Here is a 22677-nt window from a genome sequence, read left to right as displayed (position 1 = left end):
GCGCAGAAGCGCCGGGGCCCAGGGTTACGGGTTTACTACACCATCTACCAACAGGTTCGTCGGCTTGTCGTATCCGCACCGGCCGCGAACTTCAGCGGCGTGGAGTGCGAGGATCGCATAAGCGTGACCGGAGACCACCTCACGTTCGATGGAGACTGCGGTGTCCACCCCAGAACCGGCACTGCATCCTGACGGCGGGCGATCCAACGGTGCTGAACCCTCCCTTTCCTCTGCTTTCATTACCTGTACTGCTGTCTTACCGTCTGCCGGTGTCGGAACCCCACGCAAACTTCATGGCCCCGCGCACGTGCGGCAGATCCTTGCTGCATCAGACAGAGCCCTGAAAGTTCATCGGCCCTACCTGCGTGCCTTGACCTGGAACTTCGTCAAGGTCTTGACTGCCACTTCCACTGCCTTACCAAGTGCGGACCTGCATGCTTTCCTTCGACCGCATCAGGCAGAACCCTGAATTTGCATCAGCCCTGCCTGCACACTGCCTTGACCTGGAATTTCGTCAAGGTCTTGTCTTGCCATTGCCCTGCTGGGGTGCGGTTCTGCAATCCAGCGCGGTGCCGAGCGAGCCACGAACATTTCCGGGCCCTGCTTGACGCTCGGCCTGCTACGTCTGCGTCTTCAGCGATCTTTGCTGTCAACGAGAGAAACACTAACCGGTCTCGTTGAGAAAGTCTAGTCACCCCGGCACAGATTTCCTGGGCCGTGGTTCCCATCTTGAACGCCATGCGGTCGCGACACCGATCTCGAAGCCGGCGGCGAGGCGGGTGCCGGTGTCGCCGTTGCGCAGGTGGGCCGGGGCGAGCAGGGCCCGGGCCGAGGCGTCGCCATCGGGATCGGCGCTGCTTGCGATGGGCGTGGATGCGTTCGGCGAGGTGGGTCAGGGTTCGGCTGGACAACACAATCGTGGCGGGGCAGGACAGCATGGTGAGGCTCCCGGTGGCTCGAGCTGGTCAGGCAGGCCCGGTTCACTGCCCGCGAAGAACCCGGCAGCGTACTGATCACCGCCAGAATTCTTCGCCGCCGGCTACTGATCAGCGATTTCGAAACGTGGCACTTCGTCCTCAGCATCTCGCCGGTGTTCCCCGCCAGCGCCACCGACGCCTTCTACGACCGCCTCGACGACGAAGCGCCGGGTCGGCGACGCGGTCGCCCGAGGCCCGCGCCGCACTCGAGCGGACGTGGTGAGGGGACAGCGGCAGTGACCTGTGTCGAGTTGGGATCACGTCGGACAGCGAGTCGTCGCCTCATGAGACTGAGATATCCGACGGGGTCTCCTGACTGTCCTCACCGGGAAGTTCACCAGACGAGACGGTCCCGTACCATCGTCGCAGATCCATGATCTTCAGTACGGGGGCTTCTTTGCGCGTCATCTCTTCCTCTCTGATCGCGGTGCTGCTGACCGCGGGGGTCTCCGTTCCCGTTCCCGCCGTCGCGGCCTCCGCTGACCCGATCCGTCTCGACGTCGGACTTGTCGAAGGCGCCGACCCGGCCACGGTGGTGGCCGAGCTCGGCACCGGCACGTTCCAGCAAGTGGCGGGGCTGAACGCCATCGCCGTGGAGGTCCCGGCGGACCGGGTGGGCGCGGTACTCGCCAGACTCGGCAACACTGCCGGGGTGCGGTTCGCGGAGCGCGGCGCCATCGTCCAGGCCGACAGCGCCCGAACCAACATCGGTTTCAATCAGGTGGAGGTCCCGCAGGCCTGGACCTGGACCACCGGCAGCCCGGACGTCACCGTGGCGGTCGTCGACACCGGTGTCACGCCCACAGTGGACTTGACGGCGGATCGGTTGACGCCTGGTCGTGACTTCGTGGATGGCGACGACGACGCCGTCGACGGTAGCGGCCACGGCACATTGGTCGCCGGGGTGATCGCCGGTGACATCGACAACGAGGAGTCGGCGTCGAGCGGGGTCTGCGACACGTGTCGCGTCATGCCGGTCCGGGTGTTGCGTGATCGGGGCACCTCGGCTGCCGAGGGGTACAGCTCGGACGTCGCATCCGGCATCACCTGGGCTGCCGATCACGGTGCCCGGATCATCAATCTGTCGCTGAGCACGGCGACCGACAGCCAGCTCCTCAGGGAGGCCGTGCAGTACGCCGCCGACAAGGGCTCGCTGGTCGTGGCCTCGGCCGGCAACGTGACGGGCGCCGTACGCCGGTACCCGGCCGCGTACGAGTCCGTGCTCGCGGTGGCCAGAACAGGCGCCAACCGGAACAGCGCGGCAGACCAATGGGCCGACGTCTCCGGCACCAGCGGCATGCTGGTTGTCGGCCGAGACGGCGTGAAGAAGCAGCTCGGCGGCACCTCCTCCTCGGCCGCCCTGGTCGCCGGAGTGGCGGCCCTGGCCTTCTCGTTCAAGCCGGCGGCGACCGCCGCCGAGGTCCGGGACCTGATCAAGCGGAACGCCGAGCCGCTCAGCGGTCTACCGGCGTACACCGCACCGCTGGTCAACGCGGCCCGGACCATCCATGACCTGGGTGCCGCGGACGAGGTCGACCCGGTGGTCACCGCCACCGGCTTCGCGGAGGACGAGCTGGTCGGTGCAGCGGGCCGGCAGGTCTTTCCGGTGGTCAGCGACGATCACGGCATCGACCGGGTCGAAACGGTCGTCAACGGCACCGTGGTGGCCACCAGCAAGCGCCCGCTCTGGCTCGCCACCGTACGTCCGCCGGCCGGGTTCAACGGGCCTCTCCCGGTGACCGTGCGCGCCTACGACTACAACGGCAACGTCAGCGAGGCGACCACGGTGATCCGGGTCGACTCCAGCGCACCGCGCGGCACCAGGGTCTCGCCGGCTCTGAACGCTGTCGTCCACGACACCGTTGACGTCTCGATCTCGACGCCGGACACCGACGTGGTCCAGGTCTACTCGCCCTGGTCCGGCTTTTTCATCTGGGACGCCACCACCAGGCTGTGGAAGGGCACGTTGCCCGTCGACAGCAGTCATGGCCTCGAGGCGACGCTCGTCGACCAGGCCGGCAACCGCACCACGCTGCACCTGGATGACCTACGCGTTGATCAGGACCCGCCGGCCGGCGGCACCATCGCGCCGGCGTCCGGAGCTCGGATCCGGGGAACATTCACCAGCACCCTGACGAGCGTCACCGACCTGAGTGGCGTGGTGAAGGCCGGCCTCTGGGTGAACGGCAGGTACAACGGCGCCGGCTTCTCGCAGAAGGTGCGGACCGGCACCTACTCCGGCACCGTGAGCCTGATCTGGAAGGTCACCGACCGGTTCGGCCAGACCCGGACACTGCCGGTCCGCACGGTTGTCGCGGACAACAAGGCTCCGACCGTGTCGATCACGAAGGCGCCGCGGAACAGGGCAAAGGTCAAGGGCACGATCAAGGTCTACGCCAAGGCATCCGACGCCTCCGGCGTCGCGCGGGTCGAGCTGATCGTGAACGGCAAGGTCGTCGCCAACGACAAGACCTCGGGGTACGTCCTGAGCGTCAACGCCAACAAGCAGAAGAAGACCATGAAGGTACGGGTCCGGGCGTACGACAAACTCGGCAACGTCACGTCCACGACAACCCGCACCTGGTATCGCAAGTAGGACGCTGCCGGCCCGGGTCTGGACTGTAAGAAGACGACCCATACCCGGGCAGTCAGGTGAAAGCGGGCGGGGGCTTCGTGGACACCGTCCCTCCATGATGACCTTGATGGCTTCACCCGCTTCATCCGTCTCCACAGAGGGCGCTCGCTCTATAAAGTCGCTGGTCAGCGCACCGCTCCGCGAGAACGCAACAGCCCTGGGTCTACGAGGCCCCGCTCCGCGCCGAATGCGCGGCCCCGAAGATCGGGAGAAGGAGCGGCTACGCCGCCACTCATCCCCACCCATCAAGATGTAAAGACCACAAGATCAAAGTTTCTACGGTTCCAGGGGATTGACCGTGGTGCCTTACCTGCCACATGGCCACCCCGCTGTCCAGAGGGCTACGATCACCGCCCGGTGAAGGTGAATCTCTTTCGACCTTGGGTCGATGGCTGGCGTGTGGGTGGATGAAGACAGATCAAAAGGCGAGTACCCAGAGCCGCTCCCGGCAGCGGGCCCCGTGGGTATGGGTGCTAGCCGTGGCCGCACTGTTCACTCTGGTGCAGCTGCCGTACGCGCCCGGCAACTTCTATCCGGACTCGACCGAGTATCTGACCCAGGTGTACGGGATGGTCGGCGACAGCCCGGCCGAGGGTCGGGACAAAGCGATCCGCGCGTTCTGCGACCAGTACCGGAACAAGAGCCTGGTGCTCGACCCGGTCGGCTACAAGCCCAAGGCCGGGGCGAAGGCCGCCAAGAACTGCGTCAAGCGCCTGCACGCCCAAGACGCTCAGGGCCCGGGAACTCGGTACGGCCCGGCCATCACCCGGGGTGCGTCGATTCCGTCCACCCGCTACGAGGACATCTTCCTGTCCCGTCGCGGCGTCGCCGTGCTGTACCTGCCCGGCGTGGTGATTCTCGGGCCGCGGGCCGGCATGTGGCTGACCGCGCTGTTCTGGACGCTGCTCGGTGGGGTGCTGGTGTTCCTGCTGCTGCGCCGACTGGGCACCTCGCCCGGTGTTGCCGTGCTCGGTCAAGTCCTGTATCTGATCCTGCCGATGCGCAAGTGGACGATGGCGCCGCTGTCCGAAGGGATCACCCTGGGCCTGCTGATGACCTGCCTGCTCGGCGCGGTGTACCTGCTGACCGGCGACCGGAAACGAGGCCTGTGGCTGCTCGCGGCGGGCTTCGGTGTGGGCCTGTTCGTCAAGTACTCGCAGTTCCTGCTCTTCGCCGCCGCGATGGCCGGGATCCTGGCCATCGTCTGGCTCGTGCAGCGCCGTCGCGCCGAGGCACCGGCCCCGGGTTTGACCCTGACGCTCGGCGCAGCGGTCGCCGCGGCTGCGGCGATGTTCCTGTTCTCCAAGCTGTTCGGCTGGCCGGGCACCGCGGACACCATGCAGGATCTGCTCACCGAGCATTTCCGGCAACCGGACGTGGCCGACCCGTTCGGCGGGTGGCTGAACACCAATATCGATTTCTGGCGCATCTGGCTCGCCGAGCAGTTGCAGGAGCCGTTCCTGCTGGTCGCGTGGGCGGCGGGGGCGTGGGGTGTGTTCCGGTTCCATCGGCCCGCCGGGTACGTCCTGCTGGCCACCCTGCTCGCTGGCCTGGCCAACCAAGTTGGGCACCCCAACGTCAGCCAGGGCGACCGTATTTACACGGCTGCCTGGTTGCTGACCGTCTACGGCGTCCCGCTGCTGGTGCACACGTTCCGCAAGCCGGAACCGCCGGCGACCGAACCGGTCACGCAGCTCATTCCGATCCAGGCCAGGCGTTCTCCAGACTCCGTCCCGACCACCGCGCCCGTCGCGTAGCGCCACCCGCCTGCTGACCGGCCGCGCGGCAGTCTTCCGCTGCTTCAGGAGTGAAGAGGGCCTGCTACCTGCAGTAAGCCGTCCTCGGTTGCGCTCGCCGGCGGCGAGCTCTAGAAGGCCGAGCCGTCTCTCGTTCAGCGGACTCGGTGCGGACGAATCCTTCCCGGAACCGTTGTCCACCCTCCACTCGGGCCGCGTCTGGCTGACCGAAGACATCGATGCGTGGATCGCACCTCATCGTCCCGACCAGGCGTCGATCCCTCATCGAGCGTCATTGGCGGCACCTTCGGCGACAGCGTTGCTCGTCCTTCAGGTCGTCCACGCGGCGCTGAAGCAGCCAGCGTGGGGAGGCGTGTGTCCGAGCCCAACCGCATCGCCTCAAGTTTGACCCGAGCCCGGTCCAGGGGCGCGGTCTTGCTCGGGGATGCGTGGTCATCAGTGGGTAGCGGTGGTCAGCGTCGGGCAATGGTGGTCACGGAGTCGCCGGCGGCGATCCGTGTGCTCCGGATGTGCTCCCCGGGTCGGAACCTCCCGGCCGAGACACTGCTGGTCAGCGGTGGGTGTTATCGGGTGCTGGTGGTCACTGCTGGTCAGGTAGCATGAGCGTTCGCGCCCTCGTAGCTCAGGGGATAGAGCAACGGTTTCCTAATAAGCGAGGCATCGTTGGCGCCCGCGTGAATATCCTGCAGGTTTGCCGTTTTCCTGAGGGCTGGGCGCGGTGTATCTGCTCGATGTGTGCTCGGTGGGTCGGCGTCCCGACGCGGCAGAATGACAGCGACGCGGCAGAATGACAGCAGCGTTTGACCATCTGATCCGTAGCGACAGTCACGACCAGCGGTACTCCAGGCGCAGACCTTGTCCGGCAAACCGATAACGGCCTCGGCTCGCCGGGTCGAACGGATTTGGCAGCATGCGGATCTGGCGGTTCTCATTCATGACGTTAGTGATCACGATGAGCCGCCACCGCCGGTTTCGGGCGTTTTCCTGGGCCGCGATTACCTGTGTCTCGCCTAGCTCAATCCCGCCACCCTCGCCGAGCGTGGTCTTGACCTCGTAGTACCAACTTCCGCGCCGGCCGGGAATTTCAAAGTCCCAGCCCAGACCGTCGTCACCGCTGCCGGAAAAGATCTGTTCGCGGTACCGCGAAACCCAGCACTCTGGGGTGAAGTCGGCGCCGTAATTTCGCTCCAGCCACCGATACGCGTACCATTCGCCAGCGAAACCCACGCCCAGTTTCTGCAGGCTCGATAGCTCGGCGTTGGACCTGCCGCCGAACCCGCCGCCGCCCCTTCGGTTGTCGCGGCCTGGGCGGCTGTCGATCTCCTGGAGACCGGTGAACCTGCGTGCCGTGGTCAGGAAAGCGGGCGTCCGGTCAAGCGCGTCGTCGAGAGCCGCGCGTAGCGATGCGAAGCCGTCGTCCATGTCGAACGGCTTTTCGTCGATGTTGACGACTCGTCGTTGCCGTTCCCGTTCGGCGCGTTGCTGCCGCTCCTCGGCCTTCTGACGGTCGAGGTCGTCATCCGTGAGTCCGAGAATGGCGGCGTCATCGGTCGGGGGCATGTCGGCTGGCCAGGCGCCGAGTTTCTGCAACCAGCGCAGCACATCCTGCAATGTCAACACGGCGAAGTCGAGCGCGCCGGCCGAGTCGAGCGTCGCGCGCAACGCGGGCCCCGCTGAAGCCTCATCGGTCCACGGCGTGGGAATCGGTCGGCCATGTCGCTCAAGCCAAGCGCGCACGAGCTTGGTCAGCCGTCGGGCGGCGGTGTCGATCAGCTCTGCATTGGCCTTCGCGCAGTCATTGCGGCGCGGCAGGGATGGTCCGTGGGTCGGCGGTCGTCCGCCCAGCCGCGCCTCGAGTTGTTCTTCGATCCGCGTCACCATGAGGTCGGCCGAGAGTACGTCGACGGTCGTGCCCCAGCCGGGATCCGGGGCGAGTAGCTCGACGCGGCGGAGTTGTGGCCAGTCCAGCTGCGGCTCGGCCGCCGCGAATCGCTCCCATCGATGCCAGCGCAGCCGGTCGAGCAACCAGTCGCGTCGACTGCGCACATAGTCGGCGAAGTCCTCGGCGTACTGCGCGCTGTAGTCGATTAGCGGATAGCGCTCATCCATACCGGAAAGGGTGGTGTTGAGCTCGCGTACCGGGATTTTCAGTTGTTGCTGGAGCACCGGGAGGGTCGGAGCATCGAGGGCGGCGACGAACAATTGGTCCGGGTCGTGGCCGAGCCGGTCGGCCAGTACGGCGAGCCGGTCTCTGGCGTCCTGCTCGCTTTCTACTGAAGGAGAGTCGGGATCGAACGGCGCGGCCGCTTCGACATCCAGGTAGTACGTCAGGATGGGATAGAGGCGGTGCAGTACGGGCTGCAGGGCCGACTGGATGCGCCGTGCCATCGTCCGGATGTCTTCGGTGGTGACGTCGCAGATCTCGGCCACGTCGTCGTCGCTGAGTTGGGCGACGGGAACGACGATCCGCCGGGTCCGCTCTGCAGCCCAGCGCAGGGTGCGGGCGTAGTCGCGCCTGCCGATGAGGTATGCCAGCGGCTCCGCCATCGCCTCCAGTGTGTCGCAGTCCAGGTCCGGCTCCGCTCCCTCGACGATCAGGGTCGGATGCTCGGCGTGCGGCACCGGCAGCACGCCGTGCAGCCGATCCGGGAGCCGTCGGGTCTCCTCGCCGAGACGCACTTCGACCGTACCGGCGAAGACGATCCGTACCCGCCGCAGCGCGTCGAGTGTCTCGTCGAACGCCCGCTGGCCGAGCCGGCTGAACTGGCTGCGTTGGTGTTCGAGCAGCGTCGCCACGAATAACGGCAGCCACGGGAGGATACCGACGATTGGCCGGGCATCGGCGGCAGCCGCCGGGCCGAACTCGTGACCGTCCAGCAAAACGACCGGGCTGATGCCGCTGGCGCGCGACACCCGGTCACCAAGGCGGTGGCGCAGGATGGCGGTCACCGTCTCGGGATGCACGTCCACCTCGAGGACCCGCCATCCGAAATCGGCCATAAGCCGCAGCAGGCTCTGTTCGTCCTCCCGCGACGCCACAACCACATCGGGCGTTGTCTGATCATCACCGTTCGGCTCCAGCGCCTGGGTGGTCGACGAACCGCCGACGTCGACGACAAGGTAGCCCCGGGTGTTCGGCGGGAACGGCTGCGCCTCGATGCCGCGGCCAGCGCATGCCGCCCACGCCGCCCGGTATGTGTTTTGGAACTGCGCTCCATGGGTCTCGGTGATTGCGCCTTGGTGAAACAGCGACCCCAGGTGGCGGACCAGCCGCGGTGCGTCGGAGTCACGGCCCCACACGCCAAGGCCGAGGTTGGTCAGTCGGCGAAGCGCCGTCGGATCGTCGTCGATCAGGTCCCGCAGCGGCTTGGTGAGCAGCGGAGCGAACCGTGGCGGTACATCGTCACCGTGTACCGGGAACGTCCAACAGCCGGCTGGCTTTGCGAAAATCTCGCCGTTCTGACCCGGCCGGTGGGTTGGCATCCAGGCGACGGCGCCTAGGAACGCGCCGAGCGGTGTCCAGCGTCGTTGCGGGTCCTTGTCGCCAGGTCGGTCGCGTTCCCATGTGGTGACCAGGGCGTCGGCCGGCCAGGCGCCCTTCAGCCCACGCAGAATCTGCCGTGCCAGGTACCGGCGCACCCGGTCTGTCAGTCGCTCCCAGTCAGCCTGTCCTGGCAGCCACCACAGCGGGCCCTTCGCTATGTACGGCGTCGATGGGAACCACGCAGCGCATGTCGCCGGTAGGGCGCGCGCCCACTGGTCGCGGACCGGATCGGGCAGTCCGGGCACGGCCGAGAGCTGGTCGCGGGCCAGGTAGCTGCCGTAGATTCCACGATTGTCGCGAACCGACTGGAGCGGCATCACCTCGCCGACGCCGATGCGCCGCAGGAAGGTCACCCAGTCGGCGACCTGGTCGCCGGCTCGCATGAGCTGCTCCGGTGATGCCAGCAGTTGGCCTGCGAGGGCGTGCAGTTCGGGCGACCGGTCCTCCGGGGTGGCCGCGATCGCGGAGAGTTCGGCGCCCGTCGTGCCCGGCCAGTCGGACGAGAACAGGCAGTCCCCGGCGGCCGCCCAGGCGCCGTTCGCGGTCGGCAGGCGCAGGCCCAAGGTGGCCAGATCGGTCTTGATGCGCGCACCGCTACGGCTCAAACTGAATACGAATGTCAGCGCGTCGCGGGCGACCCGCTGGGCCCGGCTCTCGGCGAGCACGGCACGGATGTGTTCGAGGATGCCCCGGGTCTCGAAGCTGCGAACGAGCCGGTTGTCCTGGAGGAACTTGCGTGCCGGGCTCGGTTGCCGATTCGTATGCCAGGTCAGCTCGCCGTGCAGATAGAACAGCCGGCTGGACAGGCTGGCCGGCAGCGATAGGTCAGCGCCGGGGTCAACGTCGTCCTCGTCAGCGGTCCGCTGGGTCGTCGGCGGGAAGAACGGTGCGGCCTCTCGGCTCGTAGGCCTCTCGCTGATCCGCCCGCCCGCGCACGGCTGGAGCTCGCCCGAGTCGCTCAGCAGGATGCGCCTCGACCGCAACGCGTCAGGCGACTTCTCGAACAGGCGGACGATGTCCGCGTACGCCTGGTCCCAGTCGGCGATAGGACGGCGCTCGCTCAGTATCACCGCCATCATCCGCTCGATCCAGTCGGCCAGCCGCTCCGGTAGCGGTGTCACGTTGCGGCCGAGACTCGACAGCAGGCTAGCCAGCCGCGACTGCCGCCGAGTCGGCATCTCCCGCAGAAACTCGACACCGCCAGCGGTTGTCGCGAAGGCCCCGGTCAGCACACCCGCGTCGGGTACCGGCCAGCGCCATGCCGCGGACGGTGTGAGCCAGCGGCCAGAGGTCTGCGCAGGCAGCAACGGACGCTCATCCACCGGCCGGCCCTGTGCCTCCGCGACTGCGGTGAGCAATCCCAGCCGGTCGTCGTCCCAGCAGAGCACATCGAGAACGGCCGCCGGAGCGGCGTCGTCCGGCCAGCGCGTAAGCGCCTCGGCCGCGTCGAGGCAAAGTCCCGCCGCTGAAACAAGCAGCAACCGGTTCAACGCATTCGCCTCGTCGATGTCCGTACGGGACAGGTCCGTGAAGAACGGTGCGTTGAGGTGGCCCGCGAACGGCGATGGCGCCTTGCGGCCCATCGGCAAGAAGGTGTAGCACCGCCCGACGTGCGCGTCCGCGTCGGCGTACCGGACGGCGACCGAGACCTCGATCGGCGACGTCGACTCGGCATACCTGGGGTCCAGCAGGCGCCGCTCGATCGCCTCCCGAACTGCACGCTGATAGGCGGCCGGATCTACCTGCCGGGACAGCACCAGGTAGGTGCCGTTCTCGTCCACCGTCACCACGTCGCAGGTGAAATCGCCACTCACTTCTGGTGCGTTGCCGCAGACTCGGGTCAGCACCCGCTCCTCGGTGGTCGAGTCGTCCTCCCGCCGGACGGTGACCCGCTCCAGCCGCTTCAAGAACAACATCAGCGGCACCTCCGACGCTTCGAGCTCGTCGAGGCGCTCGGCCACCGTCTCGTCGGCGCCCTCCTCGAGCGGGAGTCGCATCACTGTGGTGTAGCCGTCGGCCCACAGCGCGGCCACCCGCTCGGGTGTCCCCTCAGCCGGCAACGTGATGCTGTAGAGCGGGACCTCATCGATAACTTGCCGGGCGTGCACTGGATCCCCGCCCACCAAACCCGGCACGTCGTCCTCGGTGGCGAACCGGAAGCAAAACCCAGGATCACCGCTGTCCAGCTTGCTGTAGATCTCCGGGGCCGTGCATATCTGCAGCACACTCTTGAAACCAATACCCTTGTTGCCGATGCCCTCACCAATCGGCTTGTCGCTCAACCCGAGTGAGCGGATGCGCCACGCGTTGCTCGCGGTGAACCCGTGCCCGGTGTTAGCTACATAGAGCGTCCCGTATGCGCCATCGCTGCGCGCCAACACCACCACAATGCGGCCGCTGCCGCTGTCCGGCGGCTGCGCGTCGTACCCGTTCTGAATCAGCTCGAACAGGAAACGGCCGCCATACTCCCGCATGGTCTGGCCGATCATGCTCTTCTGACTGAGCGCGAAGTCCTGGTCCTCCCGGGTCGCTAGATGCGCCCCGACAAGGCGCTCGGCCCGGTCACGCAACAGCGCGTCAGCCGCAGCACGCGAAGCCGGCTCGGTACCGCTCATCTGCTCAACCTCCTGAGATGGACAAGGCCGACCAGACATACGGCTCGTCGAGCACCTCCATTTCAGCACGGCAGAGGCGTCTATCCGGGATCAAGGTGCCCGAGAGCGCGAGCGTCATTCCGCCACCCCGTGCGAATCCTCCGACGCATCGGTGCCCTTCGTTTGAATGCCCAGCATGCACTCCCCCGGGCCACCTTTCCGATCGCGCGACGGCGAGCTTCTTCTCGGCGCGGATCAGCGCAGCGAGGTCGTGGGCCGGACGGCCCGACCCGCGGGTCTCGTGAGCTCGGCGAGCGGTGGTTCACCAATATCGATTTGAGTGGTCTCGCCAGCGCGCGGCATGGGTGGTGGTGCTCGGTCGTCCTGAGGTGGTGCGGCATGGACGCTCGGTGGGGGCGTGGCAGCGTGGGCAAGGTTGGTCTGCCCACGTCCAGATGGGCAGAGCCGCAGTGGGGTCGGTCTGCTGGCGATGGTGGTCCAGGTGGCGAGTCAGGATGACGCGTTGTTCGTCCAGGTCGTAGGAGGAGTCGTCGTTCTCCAGCCAGGTGGACGGATCGGCTAAATCGGCGGCCTTGCCGCGGATCGCCGGGCAGTAGGTGCACACAGCGAAATAGAGCACGCCGGATGAGCAGGCAATATGGGGTCCGGTCGCACCGGTGTGGGAAGCTGCGGTGTAGTCCAGTTCAAGGACGGGATAGTCCGGCAGCGGGTCCGCGTCGAGGAGAGTTACGGGGCCGGCGATTGCGTCGGCGATGCGTTCCAACGCTTCGGCGATTCGCTTGAGGTAGCTCTCGTCCGGGCCGGTTTTGCTTGGTCCATGACCGGCCGGGTAGGTGCCGGCCCGTGGCTGGTAGTTCACCGGACGAGCGTATGGGGGCCGCTGACATTTAAGTTCATGACCATGGTCGCATCGTTCATGCGTTCGGGATCTGCTGGTTTCCGACGAACGTCCCGCGAGGCGCTTCGCGCTAGAATCCGGCGTCGACCGATCTGAGCTGACCGTTGGACCGGGGGTTTCGGCATGGTGGACGATGACGGATCGCAGCAACGCCCGGAGGGCCGCCCTGTTGCCTGAGATGGAAACTGCGGCGAGCCGGTCGCCTGGCTGACGATCGGCGAACCCGTCGCCGGCACCTTGTACGGCGGCTCGGGCCCGATCGCTTACACCCATCTACTAACCGTTGAGGAAGCCGTCGAGGTGTACGGGCCGATCAGCGAGTGGGTCGTTGGCCCGCAGGGCGGATTCCGCCGTGCGTGTTTCGGAGAAACGGTGTTCTCCAGCGCCGAACTCGGTCGCGGATTCGACGCTCGGACGCTGCCCGAGGCCATCGTCACGGTCGAGGATCCGGACTTGGACTGGCCGTACCCGCAGTGCGGTGCCGAATCAGGTGACCGCTGCAGCGGAGCGTCAAAGCACCGAGTCCGTCGCGCCCGCGGCGAGGAGTACCAGCGTCTTCAGAACGAGATGAGCCAGCTCCGGGAGACCATCGCGAAGCTGCGGAAGCAGAACGAACTACTCGACGAATAGGTCCACGCCTTTCGGCGCGAGCAACGCAAACGAGTGCCGATCTGTAGCAGGCCTACCCGGGCTGGGCGGCCGTGCTAGGCCGACGCGATCACCTATCCGACGCCGATCGAGTCGTGCCGTATCCACCTCACACCTGACGAGAAGACCATGCTTGCCGCCCCCGAGGCTCAGCAGCGGGCCGAGTTCACGGCCCGCCCGACCGGGGCTTGATCCGCCAGGCCGGATCTGGTCAGCCGGCGGCGCTGCGATGAGTGCGGATCGAGTTGCCTTGTCGTGACGGTTCCATCAATGATCATCCGCAGAACGACCCGCCACCGTCGACGCCCTGGGCTGGGTGGGCTTCCCCTCGTAACGTGGAGACATCGCCTTTAAGGATTGGTGATCGGCGATGGCGGAGATACGACGAAGGTTTGATCAGGACTTCCGAGATGGTGCGGTGCGGATGGTCACCGAGATCCCCTGCGAGCAGGGCAGGTTCTACCTCGCGACCGTGTTGGACCTGCACTCACGCCGGGCGGTCGGGTTCGCGATGGGCGCGCACCACGATGGTGCTCTGGCCACGGCCGCGTTGCAGGTCGCGGTCGCGGTTCGCGGTGGTGACGTGGCCGGGGTGATCTTCCATAGTGATCAGGGCGGGGAGTACACCGGCAACCTGTTCCGGGCGGCCTGTGCCCGGGCGCGGGTGCGGCAGTCGATGGGTCGCACTGGGTCGGCCTTTGACAACGCGGTCGCCGAGTCGTTCAACTCCACCCTCGAGTTCGAGCTGCTCGCCCGGGCCGGGCGTTACGCCACCCGGGCTCAGGCCCGGGCCGAGGTCGCCGGGTTCATCGACGAGTACAACAACCAGCGGTGGCATTCGACGGCGGGCCGGCTACCACCGGTGGTTTACGAGGCCCGGGTCTGCGCCGAACGCGCGGCCTGAAGATCGGGAGATGGAGGCGGCTACGCCGCCACTGATCCACCTACCAAGATCTAAAAACCTCAAGATCAAAGTCTCTACGGTTCCAGGGGATTGACGGAGTTCTTCCAGTCTCGTTCCGCTGCCTAAAGCCTCGGTCGTGCGCGTTTCGGACGTCGGCTCAATGGTCGTCTCGTACGGGGCCGGGTCGGGGTCGTCCTCGGACTCCAGCAACGCCATGGCCGACTCCCACTGGTCGTCAAAGAAGTTGGGGCCGTGGATCGAGGGTTCGGCCATCATCGATAGGACGACCACGGCAACCGAGTGCGTCTCAGTCCGGAGTCGGCGGGTCAGGAGGCGCAGACCCCCGTCAGTGTCCATCTGTACTTCCAGCAACGCTTCCGGGAAGCGGCCGCGAACCGCTTCGTGCAGCGGCTGCAAGATGGCCATAAGACGTTTCGTGTCGGCGCTCGTAGCGACCGACCGGAACGCTCGTAGCGCGCGCGGCCGTCCCAGCGCTATCTCCGCCGCCGTGACTCTGGCCGCACGTGCGGCGAGGGCAGTGAGGGAATGCTCAGCGGTAAGGACCGAGTGGAGTTCGGAATCGCGCAGGCCGGTGACTGGCCGGTGACAGCCGTCTTGAGTCGAGGCACGGTGGGGTTCCTTCATACGTCGCCCAGAGAAACGGCATGGAGTGCAGATTCGTCGGAAAACTATCGGAGGTGCCGTGTGACGCCAAGGTCCTAATGGGTGGAAACTGGCAGCGTAAATTCAACTGAGGATGCCGGTGCCGTTGATCCGGATAAGCACCGATGTGTCGGGTAGGAGGCGCTCATGCCACATGCAGCGTAGTTCAACCGGGGGGGTAGAGCTGGGAATTCCAGTGACATAGATGGGCTGGCGGCGCCGCGTGCAGCCGCCTTCGGCGTCCATCAACTCTGATCATCGTCGACGATCAAGCCACTCGGTTCGGTCGCTAGGTTCTCGAGGAGCATCTGGCGGGACTCATCGCGCTGCTCGCGTACGAGTTCGAGCAGGTCGTTGTCGGACATCCAGTCGAGGTTCAGGAACGCGGTCAATCTCAGCAGCCGGCTGAGGGAGTCTCGAAGAACAAGCCGGGCGGGCACCTCGTTCGTGGCATGGTCGTCGGTCGAGTGGGCGCGGGCGATCGCGCGGACGAGCGCTGGCGTGCCCGCGATCGACCGGCGACGGCTCATGACATGGTCGATATCTGCCTCGCCGAGGGCGCTCAACAGAGAATATGGATCGACGGCTGCCGGCTCCCGAAGGACGTGTGCTCGGGTCCACAGTCGTGCCAGGGTATGTCTCGTGAGGTCTGTGCCCTTGAAGCGGTCGACCGGATACTCGCCGTCTCGCATGGGGAATCGCCAGGCGCACAGGTGTGGAACGAGGACGAGGGATAGGAAAGCCCAGACTTGTCTCTGTGACGCCTCTCCCGGGCTCATCTGTGCTTTCTGATGTAGGAGGCGTGCAGCTGCGCGGTCGAATGCGTTGCGGTTGGGCGGCTTGGCCTCGGCCGGGTAACCGTGCATTTCGGCGAGTTCTTGCAACTCGGTTGACAAGAGGCGGAGTCCATCGCGGCTGATGCGAGTTCCTCCGGTCGCGGAGAACACCGATCGGTCGGAGTTGACCGAGGAGAGTCCGGCCAACTTTTCCGGCTTCCGTCCGTGCAGACTGGCGAATATTCGCTCCGTCTCGCTGGGGGCTAGGCGGGGATAAAGGAGGCTCATGCCACATGTCCTCCGGGGAATCGCAGGCTGTTCTGGGCGGTCGCCCTCATCCGAGAAGGGTCGCGTCGTCGCTCGTCGCGAATGCGTTCAATCGCTTCCTCCAGCGTCTCGGCAGGCATGCGGAGGAACCCTCGGATGAGGGCATGGACCAGAGCAGCAGTGGTGATCTCTTCGCCTGGCTCACGGGGCTCGTCAGTCGGCCAGTGTGTGAACTCGTCGTCTTCGAGCGCGCGACCGACGAGGTCGCAGACCAAGTCGACGGTCAAGGCATCCCACAGGACTGCCGTCTCGGCCGAATGGGGCGCAGACAAAGCGGCCTTCACGTGTGGGTTGTCATCATTGATGAGTACAAGAAGGTTGCCCATAGCGGCACTGCCCCATTCGGCGGAGTCGACGCTGATGTACCAGGCGGCCTCTGCCGGAAGGCCCTGTTCTTTGAAACTGACGGGTGCGACGGGGAGTAGACCTGCACCCCCCTCGAGGCGCACGGTGTGTTGGTCGCTCCAAAGCACGCTGCCGGGCCGGCGGGCGGTGAACGGTTGCGCGTCGGGCGCCCCCGCCTCCACCACCAGGGTTGTCTCTAGGACCACGGCCCCGGCCAAGTCCTCGCTGGAGATCAGAACTTCGACAACTTTCTCGATGTCAGTGCCCGCGTCCCTCTTTTCGAGGGATAGGTGTAATGCCGTGCGGCGTATGAGAGAGGTTGTGGGCCAATAACGAACGTTGACCGCTAGTAGCGTGCCCTGGCTCAACCCGCACTGCTGGATGACGGCCGGAACGTCGATTCGTATCCGTCGCGTGTATCGCAGTACGGAGGTGTAGTCCCAGGAAGGTAGAAAACCACCGAGGGGGCTGCCGTCATCGGTGGTCCAGCTCTCGGCGGTGACCTGCCCGTTCGTCGTGCGATACGGAAGGGCTCGAGTGCTCATGACCGGGCTACCTGGACTGCGACGTCGATGGCGGCGTCGGCAACAGGGGAGATCAAGAGATCGAGCTCCGCGCCGTCGTCCGGTGGATCGAAGCCCGGTCCGGTGGTGAATTGGTTTCCGTTGAGCCAACCGAGCACCTCCGGCACTGGCAGGCCCGCCGGTCTCGCCGTCTCGGTCGCTCCTTCGCCAGTCACGACGGTCGCCTCACCGAGCAGCCGGGCTCCGCTGAAGGCCTTCACTCTTTGAGCGAGGACGATCTTTCCGCGGAAAGAGCTGAACGTCGGTGCTCCGATCAGTTGCGGCCTACGCGCTCGCCGCGACGTCGAGCCGCCGCGGCGGGTCCGTGTGCTGGCTCGGCCATCCCCATGGGGAGCGGATTCGACGTTTTGTGGATCTTTCGTGGAGTTCGTTCCAGTAGATTCATCGTGGTCTGATAGGTCTACCGGCGGTAGTCCCGGCATGGTCAAGGCGGCTTCTGCGCCGCCGCCGCCGATTCCGGCGAGCAGGAATCCGAGCCGGGCCGCCACGGAGGCGACCGGCACGTCGAGGACTCGCGCCTCCTTCGCTTTCGGGCCGGCGAGGGCGGCGCACTGTTCGAGCAGACGCTTCCGTGCGACGCGCACGAAGGTGGCTTCTCGTCCGGTTAGATCCGTGTCGATCCACGCATCGTGGGTCGGCGGCTCCGACTTGGCGAAGGTCGCGTCCAGGTCGTCCGAGACCTTGAAGACCCCGGTGTAGCCCGCAACGGGGTGGGCCTTCTCCTGGCCAGGCAGGTACTGCACGACGAGGTCCGGGCGTCGCATGAGGCAGACGTGGTGCGGCGACCCGTCGAGACCGAGTTCGGCAGCCGCGGGGGAGTCCACCTGGGACCCGAAGGTGTCACGGTGCCCGAACCTACCCAGGTGGGTTTTCGGTCGAAAGCACATGATCGGTGTGCCGTCTTTACCGGCCATCCTGCGGTAGGCGTCGGAGAACTCGGCGATGACGGGGTCGTCGAGCTCCGAGGCGACCTGGATCCGCTCTCCGTGTGCAGTCACATCGACCTGCAGGCGTGGTGACCGATCGGTCAGCATCAGAGGCCAGAGGTTCCACGTGGCGGCGTCGGCGAGGTAGCGACCCGCCTCGCCTATCGACATCTCTGACTCATCGTCCTCCGGCACCGAGGGGTCGGCGAGGTCGGGATCGAGGACGATCACGGACGTGCCGGTCTCCTGACCCTCGAATCCGCGCAGGCCCAGAGCGCGGGCAGTGGCGTCGGCATCCTCGTCAATCAGTGGCTCGCAGTGGTCGTCTTGTGGCAGGCCCCACCAGTACCTTCCGGTAAGCGGAACCCCGTTGTCGGTCGTGGAGGTCAGTAGAGCAGAGCCGATGAGGCGCGTCCGGAGTAGGCCTTCCTCTCGGAAGCGGGTGTAGATGAGAACGGTCCACAGACGTGAGGCGAGGAAGAACGCACCCTTCCCGTAGCCGTACGTTCCACCGCCTCCGTCGGTGTCCTGCTTCTCTCCGCTGTTCAGGACGAACGACAGCCACGCACGGTGGTTGGCGCCCGCGAAGCGGTCCGAGCGTGTGGGGCCGCCGAGCCCGACGGTTCCGCGGTCCGAAACGGCGAGATACCGGATGGACGTCGTGCGCAGGAACTCGGGCAGAGTCCTAGGGGCTGAGGTATCCATGGGCGCATTCGGGCCGAGCAAGTTGACCCAGGCCTGTCTATGAGCGGCCGACACGGTCACCAGGTCGAGTTTGAAACGGACGTCTGCATCATGCTTCGCATCCCAGCTGTTCTGGGCCGACTCCCTGACGAGAACGGTCAGCTTCGACAGTGCGGGTCGGCCCAACTGATTCCGCAGCCCTTCGGCTGTGATGCCTCCATCGGGCCGGAACGGCTGCGAGTACCACGCGGGCTTGATCACGAGCCGTCCAAGAAGCGGTCCACCAGAGCCCCGAGGTCCTCGTCGGAGGGCGCCACCACGTCGAGGTCGACCAAGTATTCGACGCCTCCGACGCCCGCTGGTGTTACCCGTGTGCCAAAACGATCCGGGGTGATGCGGGGAAAGTCTTCGTCAATATCGAACAGTCGACGTTCGCCCAGTTCGAAAGTCGTGGTCAGAAGTTCGGATGTCGTCAGTGGTGGGAGCTTCAACCTGTCGAGGAGAGAGAGCAGGGGCTGATCGCCACCGAGCGCTAGGCAGCGTGCAATGGCGGCAGGGACGGAGTCGCCGGTACCGGGCTTGCTGAGCAGGACTCGGCACCACACCAGTGACAAGAATCCGGTCGTAGGCGGATCTAGCTGATCGATGCCGTGGATACGGACGACGCGCCCCTGCATCGTTGTGGACGTCTTGACCTCGATGGCGTTCCGATCTGATCGGAAGTCCTGCGCTGTGCCGGTCGGGCCGACCCAGAAGGCGCTGGCCGTGGGTCGTCGGCGAAGGATCTCCTCGAGCACCAGCAACTCTCCGAAGAGTCCGGCCAAGCGCGGAACGGTCCATGCCGGGCTGTCCTCGCCGAACAACTCACGCCAGGAGGTCAAAGTCCGTGCCAAGGTCTTGCCTGGCTCGCGTGGGTCGGGTGCCAATGCCAAGCAGACGTCAGCCACCAGTCCGGTGAAGACCCCGACGAGATCGCTACGCCGACAGACGAGATCCAGGCATCGGACGGGCCTGTCGTCGATCACCAGGACCCGGGTATCGAGATGGACGCCTGAGCTGTGCTTGTCCTCCACCGCGGCTGCGGAGGTGGGTAGAGGGACGAGTAGGTGTCGTCGGCCCTCGGGGTCGAGCGCCAGTCGCAGCGGTCCTTCGGAAGTGGGGATCATCAGGTCGGCACTCGACAAGGAGCTGGCGCCGGTGACTGGAGCGTCGATGCTGATGTCTCTCCATAGAGACTCCAGAGTCCGGCGGAGCCGGGCCTCCTGTCCGCTGGCGGGAGTGGCGCTCATGACGGTGCGCCGCTCGCGTCGGAGTCCAGGTTCTCCTGCAACACTGAAGCGTCGTCGTCCTGCTCCTCATCCGTTGCGCCGGGAAAGATTCGCGAAAGATCGGCGGCGACGTAGTCGTACTCGACGGCGACGTCCCTGCCCCCGCTCGGCTTGGGGAACACGATGGCTGCACCCCAGACGAGGTCTCCAGGGACGTTGAGGTCGGCGCGGTCCTCTCGTGTCGCCTTCGACGATGCGTTGATCGGGTACAGCAGGATCAGGCCGGTTTCAGGTTGTTGCTCCAGACGGACCGTTTGCAGACGCGTGCGGTTCATGACGGTTTTGGGATCGATTGTGAGGTCCAGGCCCTCATCGCGCGAGCCGGTGAGGGTCTTGATGTCTGCGACGTCGTCGTCACCGTTGATGCCCAACCTGGTGCGGGTCACGTAACCGATCGACCTGTCCCCTTTGAGTCCGACCTGCGGCTGCCCGTTCGCGGAGGCGGTGCCGACGACACCGACATTCCAACTGACCAGACCGCCGTCTTCCATGCGCTTCTGGATGTAATCGCGCATCAGTCGGCTGTTGGCGTTGGTGCTCCGTTCGTGGAACCGATATTTCTCGACGAAGTCGATGACATCCGCCCCGGAGAGTCCGCGCCACAGGATACGTCCGTCCGGCATCGACTCGTCCGCCGTCGCTCCGTTCGCTGCCGCATCGAGTAACGCCTCCACCGCTGCCGCGTTGTCCCGATGCCACTTCCTTGCCGTGGTGTCGGGCGCCGCCGGGAAATAGCGGCTCTCCACGAGGGCACCTCCGTAGGCCGCGGCTGCACGTACCTTCGTCCTGCCCTTGCTAGGCGCCGTGATCCTCATCTGAGGGTGGCACCGGATACGAACTGCGAGCTCGGTAGGGGACTTGTGTTCCTCCAACAGGCGGTCGATCTCAAGCCGCATCTCTGCCTCAACGGTCGCGAGATGGGTGAACCATCTGATCACCTGCGCTGGCATGTAGATGCGCGGAAGATCGGTGTAGTCGGGCCGGTACCCGAACCATCGGCCCATCTGCAGCAGAGTGTCGTAGACGTCCGAGGAGCGGACAAAGACACTGACCACCAGTCCTTCGAGGGTCAGGCCGCGCGACAGCGTGTTGCCGCCGACTGCGATGACCGTCGCAGGCCCGGCCTCGTAATCGAGTCGGTCGGTGCTGCGATAGTGGTCCATGATGACCTGGGTGTCGGCTACAACCTGCGGTAGCAGGGCGACGATGCTGTCGAAGTCGACCGACCGTTCGCCGAGTGCGGTCGCGTCGACACGCGTTGATTCGTCGTCCCAAAGTTGACGGAGTTCGGCGAGAAAACGTTCATCCGAAGTCGACAGGAGCGTCTCAGCCTCGTCGCGCAGTGATGTCAGCGGCTCCCGATAAGAGTCGTGCACCCTGGTGTCGGTGTGCGCGTGGACCAGCATTGACGAGTGGTCGACGGTGCCCGATCGCACGCGCCTGATCGCGGTGGCCGTCCAGAACCAGAGGACCGCCTGCCGCAGGGAGGCTGTCACCTCCGGAGTGAAATCAGGGACGTCGGCCTTGCGTGCCGGCCGCAGGAGCGCCACTTCGTCATCGGGAATCCTGCGGACCATGTCGCGACCGCCGGGCACCGCGTTGGGATCCTCGCCGTCCAGAGCCGAGCGGCCGAACAGCGTCTCCGGCCCTTGATAGTCCCCGGAGCGAGGCAGGCTCAGAATGAAATCCTTCGGGTAGAAGTCCGTTTTGTCGGCGGGGTCGGCCAGCAGGTTGGCGAAGGGCGTGGCTGTGTATCCCACGTAGCAGACTCGGGGAAGACTCTCGATGACTTCTACGATGAGGGGATTGATCGTCCGCGTGGCGAGAGTCGCCTGGTCGGCCTCGTCGTCGATGATCAAGGCGGGGCAGTTCTGCAGATGACTTCGGCTGCTCGCCAGCCAATCCTTGAGCTTTTCGAGCACGATCGAGTTCTTCTTGACGACCAGCAGCAGACTCTGGTCCTTGCCGGCGAGCAACGACGCCGGGTTGGGGGTGGGGACGAAGTCGTGATCGGCCGTTGTGATCTGGTGCCAGAGGGTCGGATTCAGCCGGACGACGTCGCGGATCAGACGGGTCTGGGTCTGGCGCCTCAGCGCATTGTGCACGCCTGACAGAACGATGAACATGCGGTATCCGCGGTCGGCGGCTTTAGCGATGACCGCGGTGAAATTGCTGGTTTTACCTGATTGGACGTGACCGACGACGAGGCCACGAGAGTTGAACGTAGACGTCGCAGGGTGGTCCAACATGGCCACCACCTTGTCGGACGCTTGGTCGATAGTTCGAATGGCGCCATTGAGGACGGCGTCTTTGGGCAGCGTCCTGTTGAGGTGAGCCTCGTAGGCTGGCCAGTTCCGGTCGCCTTTGCGCGGGCCGGTGTACCAAGGCTGAGCGTGCTCACGGCCGACGCCGAGCGGCTCTTTCAGCTCGAGGTATCTTGTCGTCTCGGCCTCATGCCTCTTGATCAACTTGTCGATGACGTCCTCTGGCGTGAGCATGTCGCGCATATGCTGCGTGACCTCATGCGGAGGGAAATGGTCGATTTGCTTCCTGTATGCGTTCCAGGCAGCTTCCATCCTCGGATCTGACTCCGACATTGCTCATCCCCGCCTAAGCTAAGTCACCGCTTGAGCTCGCATGTTAACCGCCCGCCCGGCTGGCTGGCGGGTGAAACGGCTGGTGAGCCTCATGGTCAATGTCGTGGGCCTGCCCCGTTTTGACGGACATCCAAGATCAGGAGACGCGGGGTCTCCGGGAGGATGTCCAGCATCATGGAGAGCGTGGGTAAGAAACGGCCTCGGCTTCGCGTGCGTTCACGCCTCAGTTCAAGGCCGAGATCGTGGAGTTGTGCCAGCGGGGTGATCGGACGATCCGGCAGGTCAGCCAGGATTTGATCTGACCGAGACCGCGATGCCGCCATGGTGTTTCAGGACGGTGAGACCGACCCGGGCGGCTTGCCCAGGGCTCGAGAGATGGCTGATGGAGTCACCGGAGCGCCACCGCCGCCACAGATCCTCTTTCATCGCGTCCGACATGCCAGGCCGACCCATCTGTGCCACAAGCCAC

General features: G+C 65.7%; 11 protein-coding genes and 1 pseudogene. 4 read left to right on the top strand and 8 right to left on the bottom strand.

The genetic code is table 11. The features are described 5' to 3' along the window. Positions 1 to 733: 733 nt before the first annotated feature. Positions 734 to 938: pseudogene (locus tag ADL15_RS53165) on the bottom strand (IS5/IS1182 family transposase); the annotation flags it as partial. Between the two features lie 412 nt (positions 939 to 1350). Here ADL15_RS53165 and ADL15_RS22325 point away from each other — a divergent pair. Continuing rightward, positions 1351 to 3573 carry a S8 family serine peptidase gene (locus ADL15_RS22325; RefSeq protein ID WP_083971585.1) on the top strand — a complete coding sequence of 741 codons (2223 nt, stop codon included), beginning with the start codon at positions 1351 to 1353 and terminating at the stop codon, positions 3571 to 3573. 518 nt (positions 3574 to 4091) lie between these two features. Then, positions 4092 to 5369, top strand: coding sequence for a hypothetical protein (locus ADL15_RS22320; protein ID WP_067694427.1), 1278 nt, complete (start codon positions 4092 to 4094; stop codon positions 5367 to 5369). A gap of 825 nt (positions 5370 to 6194) precedes the next feature. On the opposite strand, the gene ADL15_RS22315 is transcribed toward ADL15_RS22320, so the two are convergent. Both ADL15_RS22315 and ADL15_RS53160 read right to left on the bottom strand, forming a co-directional pair. After that, a complete protein-coding gene (locus ADL15_RS22315) occupies positions 6195 to 11528 on the bottom strand; it encodes an ATP-binding protein (protein WP_067694424.1) in 5334 nt (1777 codons plus the stop codon). Positions 11529 to 11829: 301 nt separating this feature from the next. Then, positions 11830 to 12387, bottom strand: a complete 558-nt coding sequence (locus ADL15_RS53160) for a zinc finger domain-containing protein (RefSeq protein WP_157441529.1) — start codon at positions 12385 to 12387, stop codon at positions 11830 to 11832. A gap of 339 nt (positions 12388 to 12726) precedes the next feature. On the opposite strand from ADL15_RS53160, the gene ADL15_RS22310 reads away from it, so the two are divergent. Together ADL15_RS22310 and ADL15_RS22305 are read left to right on the top strand one after the other, a co-directional pair. Beyond that, entirely contained in the window at positions 12727 to 13056 is a 330-nt protein-coding gene (locus tag ADL15_RS22310) for a hypothetical protein (protein ID WP_157441528.1), read from the top strand. Between the two features lie 442 nt (positions 13057 to 13498). Beyond that, the gene (locus ADL15_RS22305) at positions 13499 to 13978 is read left to right on the top strand and encodes a DDE-type integrase/transposase/recombinase (RefSeq protein ID WP_067694418.1); all 480 of its coding nucleotides are present in this window, start codon (positions 13499 to 13501) and stop codon (positions 13976 to 13978) included. A 908-nt stretch (positions 13979 to 14886) separates the two neighbouring features. On the opposite strand, the gene ADL15_RS53155 is transcribed toward ADL15_RS22305, so the two are convergent. From ADL15_RS53155 to ADL15_RS22275, 5 genes are read right to left on the bottom strand one after another with little or no spacing between them, the layout of a single operon-like run. Next, positions 14887 to 15705, bottom strand: a complete 819-nt coding sequence (locus ADL15_RS53155; RefSeq protein ID WP_157441527.1) for a DUF6339 family protein — start codon at positions 15703 to 15705, stop codon at positions 14887 to 14889. Beyond that, on the bottom strand, positions 15702 to 16634 hold the full coding sequence (locus tag ADL15_RS22290; protein WP_067694409.1) for a hypothetical protein: 933 nt from the start codon (positions 16632 to 16634) through the stop codon (positions 15702 to 15704). Before ADL15_RS22290 ends, ADL15_RS53155 begins: the two co-directional genes overlap by 4 nt. After that, positions 16631 to 18544: a hypothetical protein gene (locus tag ADL15_RS22285; RefSeq protein ID WP_067694406.1), complete on the bottom strand. Its 1914-nt coding sequence runs from the start codon at positions 18542 to 18544 to the stop codon at positions 16631 to 16633. The genes ADL15_RS22290 and ADL15_RS22285 overlap by 4 nt, the downstream gene beginning before the upstream one ends. Next, positions 18541 to 19572, bottom strand: a complete 1032-nt coding sequence (locus tag ADL15_RS22280) for a PD-(D/E)XK motif protein (RefSeq protein ID WP_067694402.1) — start codon at positions 19570 to 19572, stop codon at positions 18541 to 18543. The genes ADL15_RS22285 and ADL15_RS22280 overlap by 4 nt, the downstream gene beginning before the upstream one ends. Next, the gene (locus tag ADL15_RS22275) at positions 19569 to 22187 is read right to left on the bottom strand and encodes a Z1 domain-containing protein (RefSeq protein WP_198170956.1); all 2619 of its coding nucleotides are present in this window, start codon (positions 22185 to 22187) and stop codon (positions 19569 to 19571) included. The genes ADL15_RS22280 and ADL15_RS22275 overlap by 4 nt, the downstream gene beginning before the upstream one ends. Positions 22188 to 22677: the final 490 nt, after the last annotated feature.

It is taken from the genome of Actinoplanes awajinensis subsp. mycoplanecinus (assembly GCF_001509495.1).
GTDB classification, from domain to species: Bacteria; Actinomycetota; Actinomycetes; order Mycobacteriales; family Micromonosporaceae; genus Actinoplanes; species Actinoplanes palleronii.
The sequence above is the reverse complement of the archived record's forward strand: the minus strand, read 5'-3'. Positions and strand labels throughout refer to the sequence as shown.

Coding starts and splice junctions, on each gene's coding strand:
- ADL15_RS53155 (WP_157441527.1), bottom strand. CDS start 15,705: ATGAGCCTCCTTTATCCCCGCCTAGCCCCCAGCGAGACGGAGCGAATA.
- ADL15_RS22290 (WP_067694409.1), bottom strand. CDS start 16,634: ATGAGCACTCGAGCCCTTCCGTATCGCACGACGAACGGGCAGGTCACC.
- ADL15_RS22280 (WP_067694402.1), bottom strand. CDS start 19,572: ATGAGCGCCACTCCCGCCAGCGGACAGGAGGCCCGGCTCCGCCGGACT.
- ADL15_RS22325 (WP_083971585.1), top strand. CDS start 1,351: ATGATCTTCAGTACGGGGGCTTCTTTGCGCGTCATCTCTTCCTCTCTG.
- ADL15_RS22275 (WP_198170956.1), bottom strand. CDS start 22,187: ATGGAAGCTGCCTGGAACGCATACAGGAAGCAAATCGACCATTTCCCT.
- ADL15_RS22305 (WP_067694418.1), top strand. CDS start 13,499: ATGGTCACCGAGATCCCCTGCGAGCAGGGCAGGTTCTACCTCGCGACC.
- ADL15_RS22315 (WP_067694424.1), bottom strand. CDS start 11,528: ATGAGCGGTACCGAGCCGGCTTCGCGTGCTGCGGCTGACGCGCTGTTG.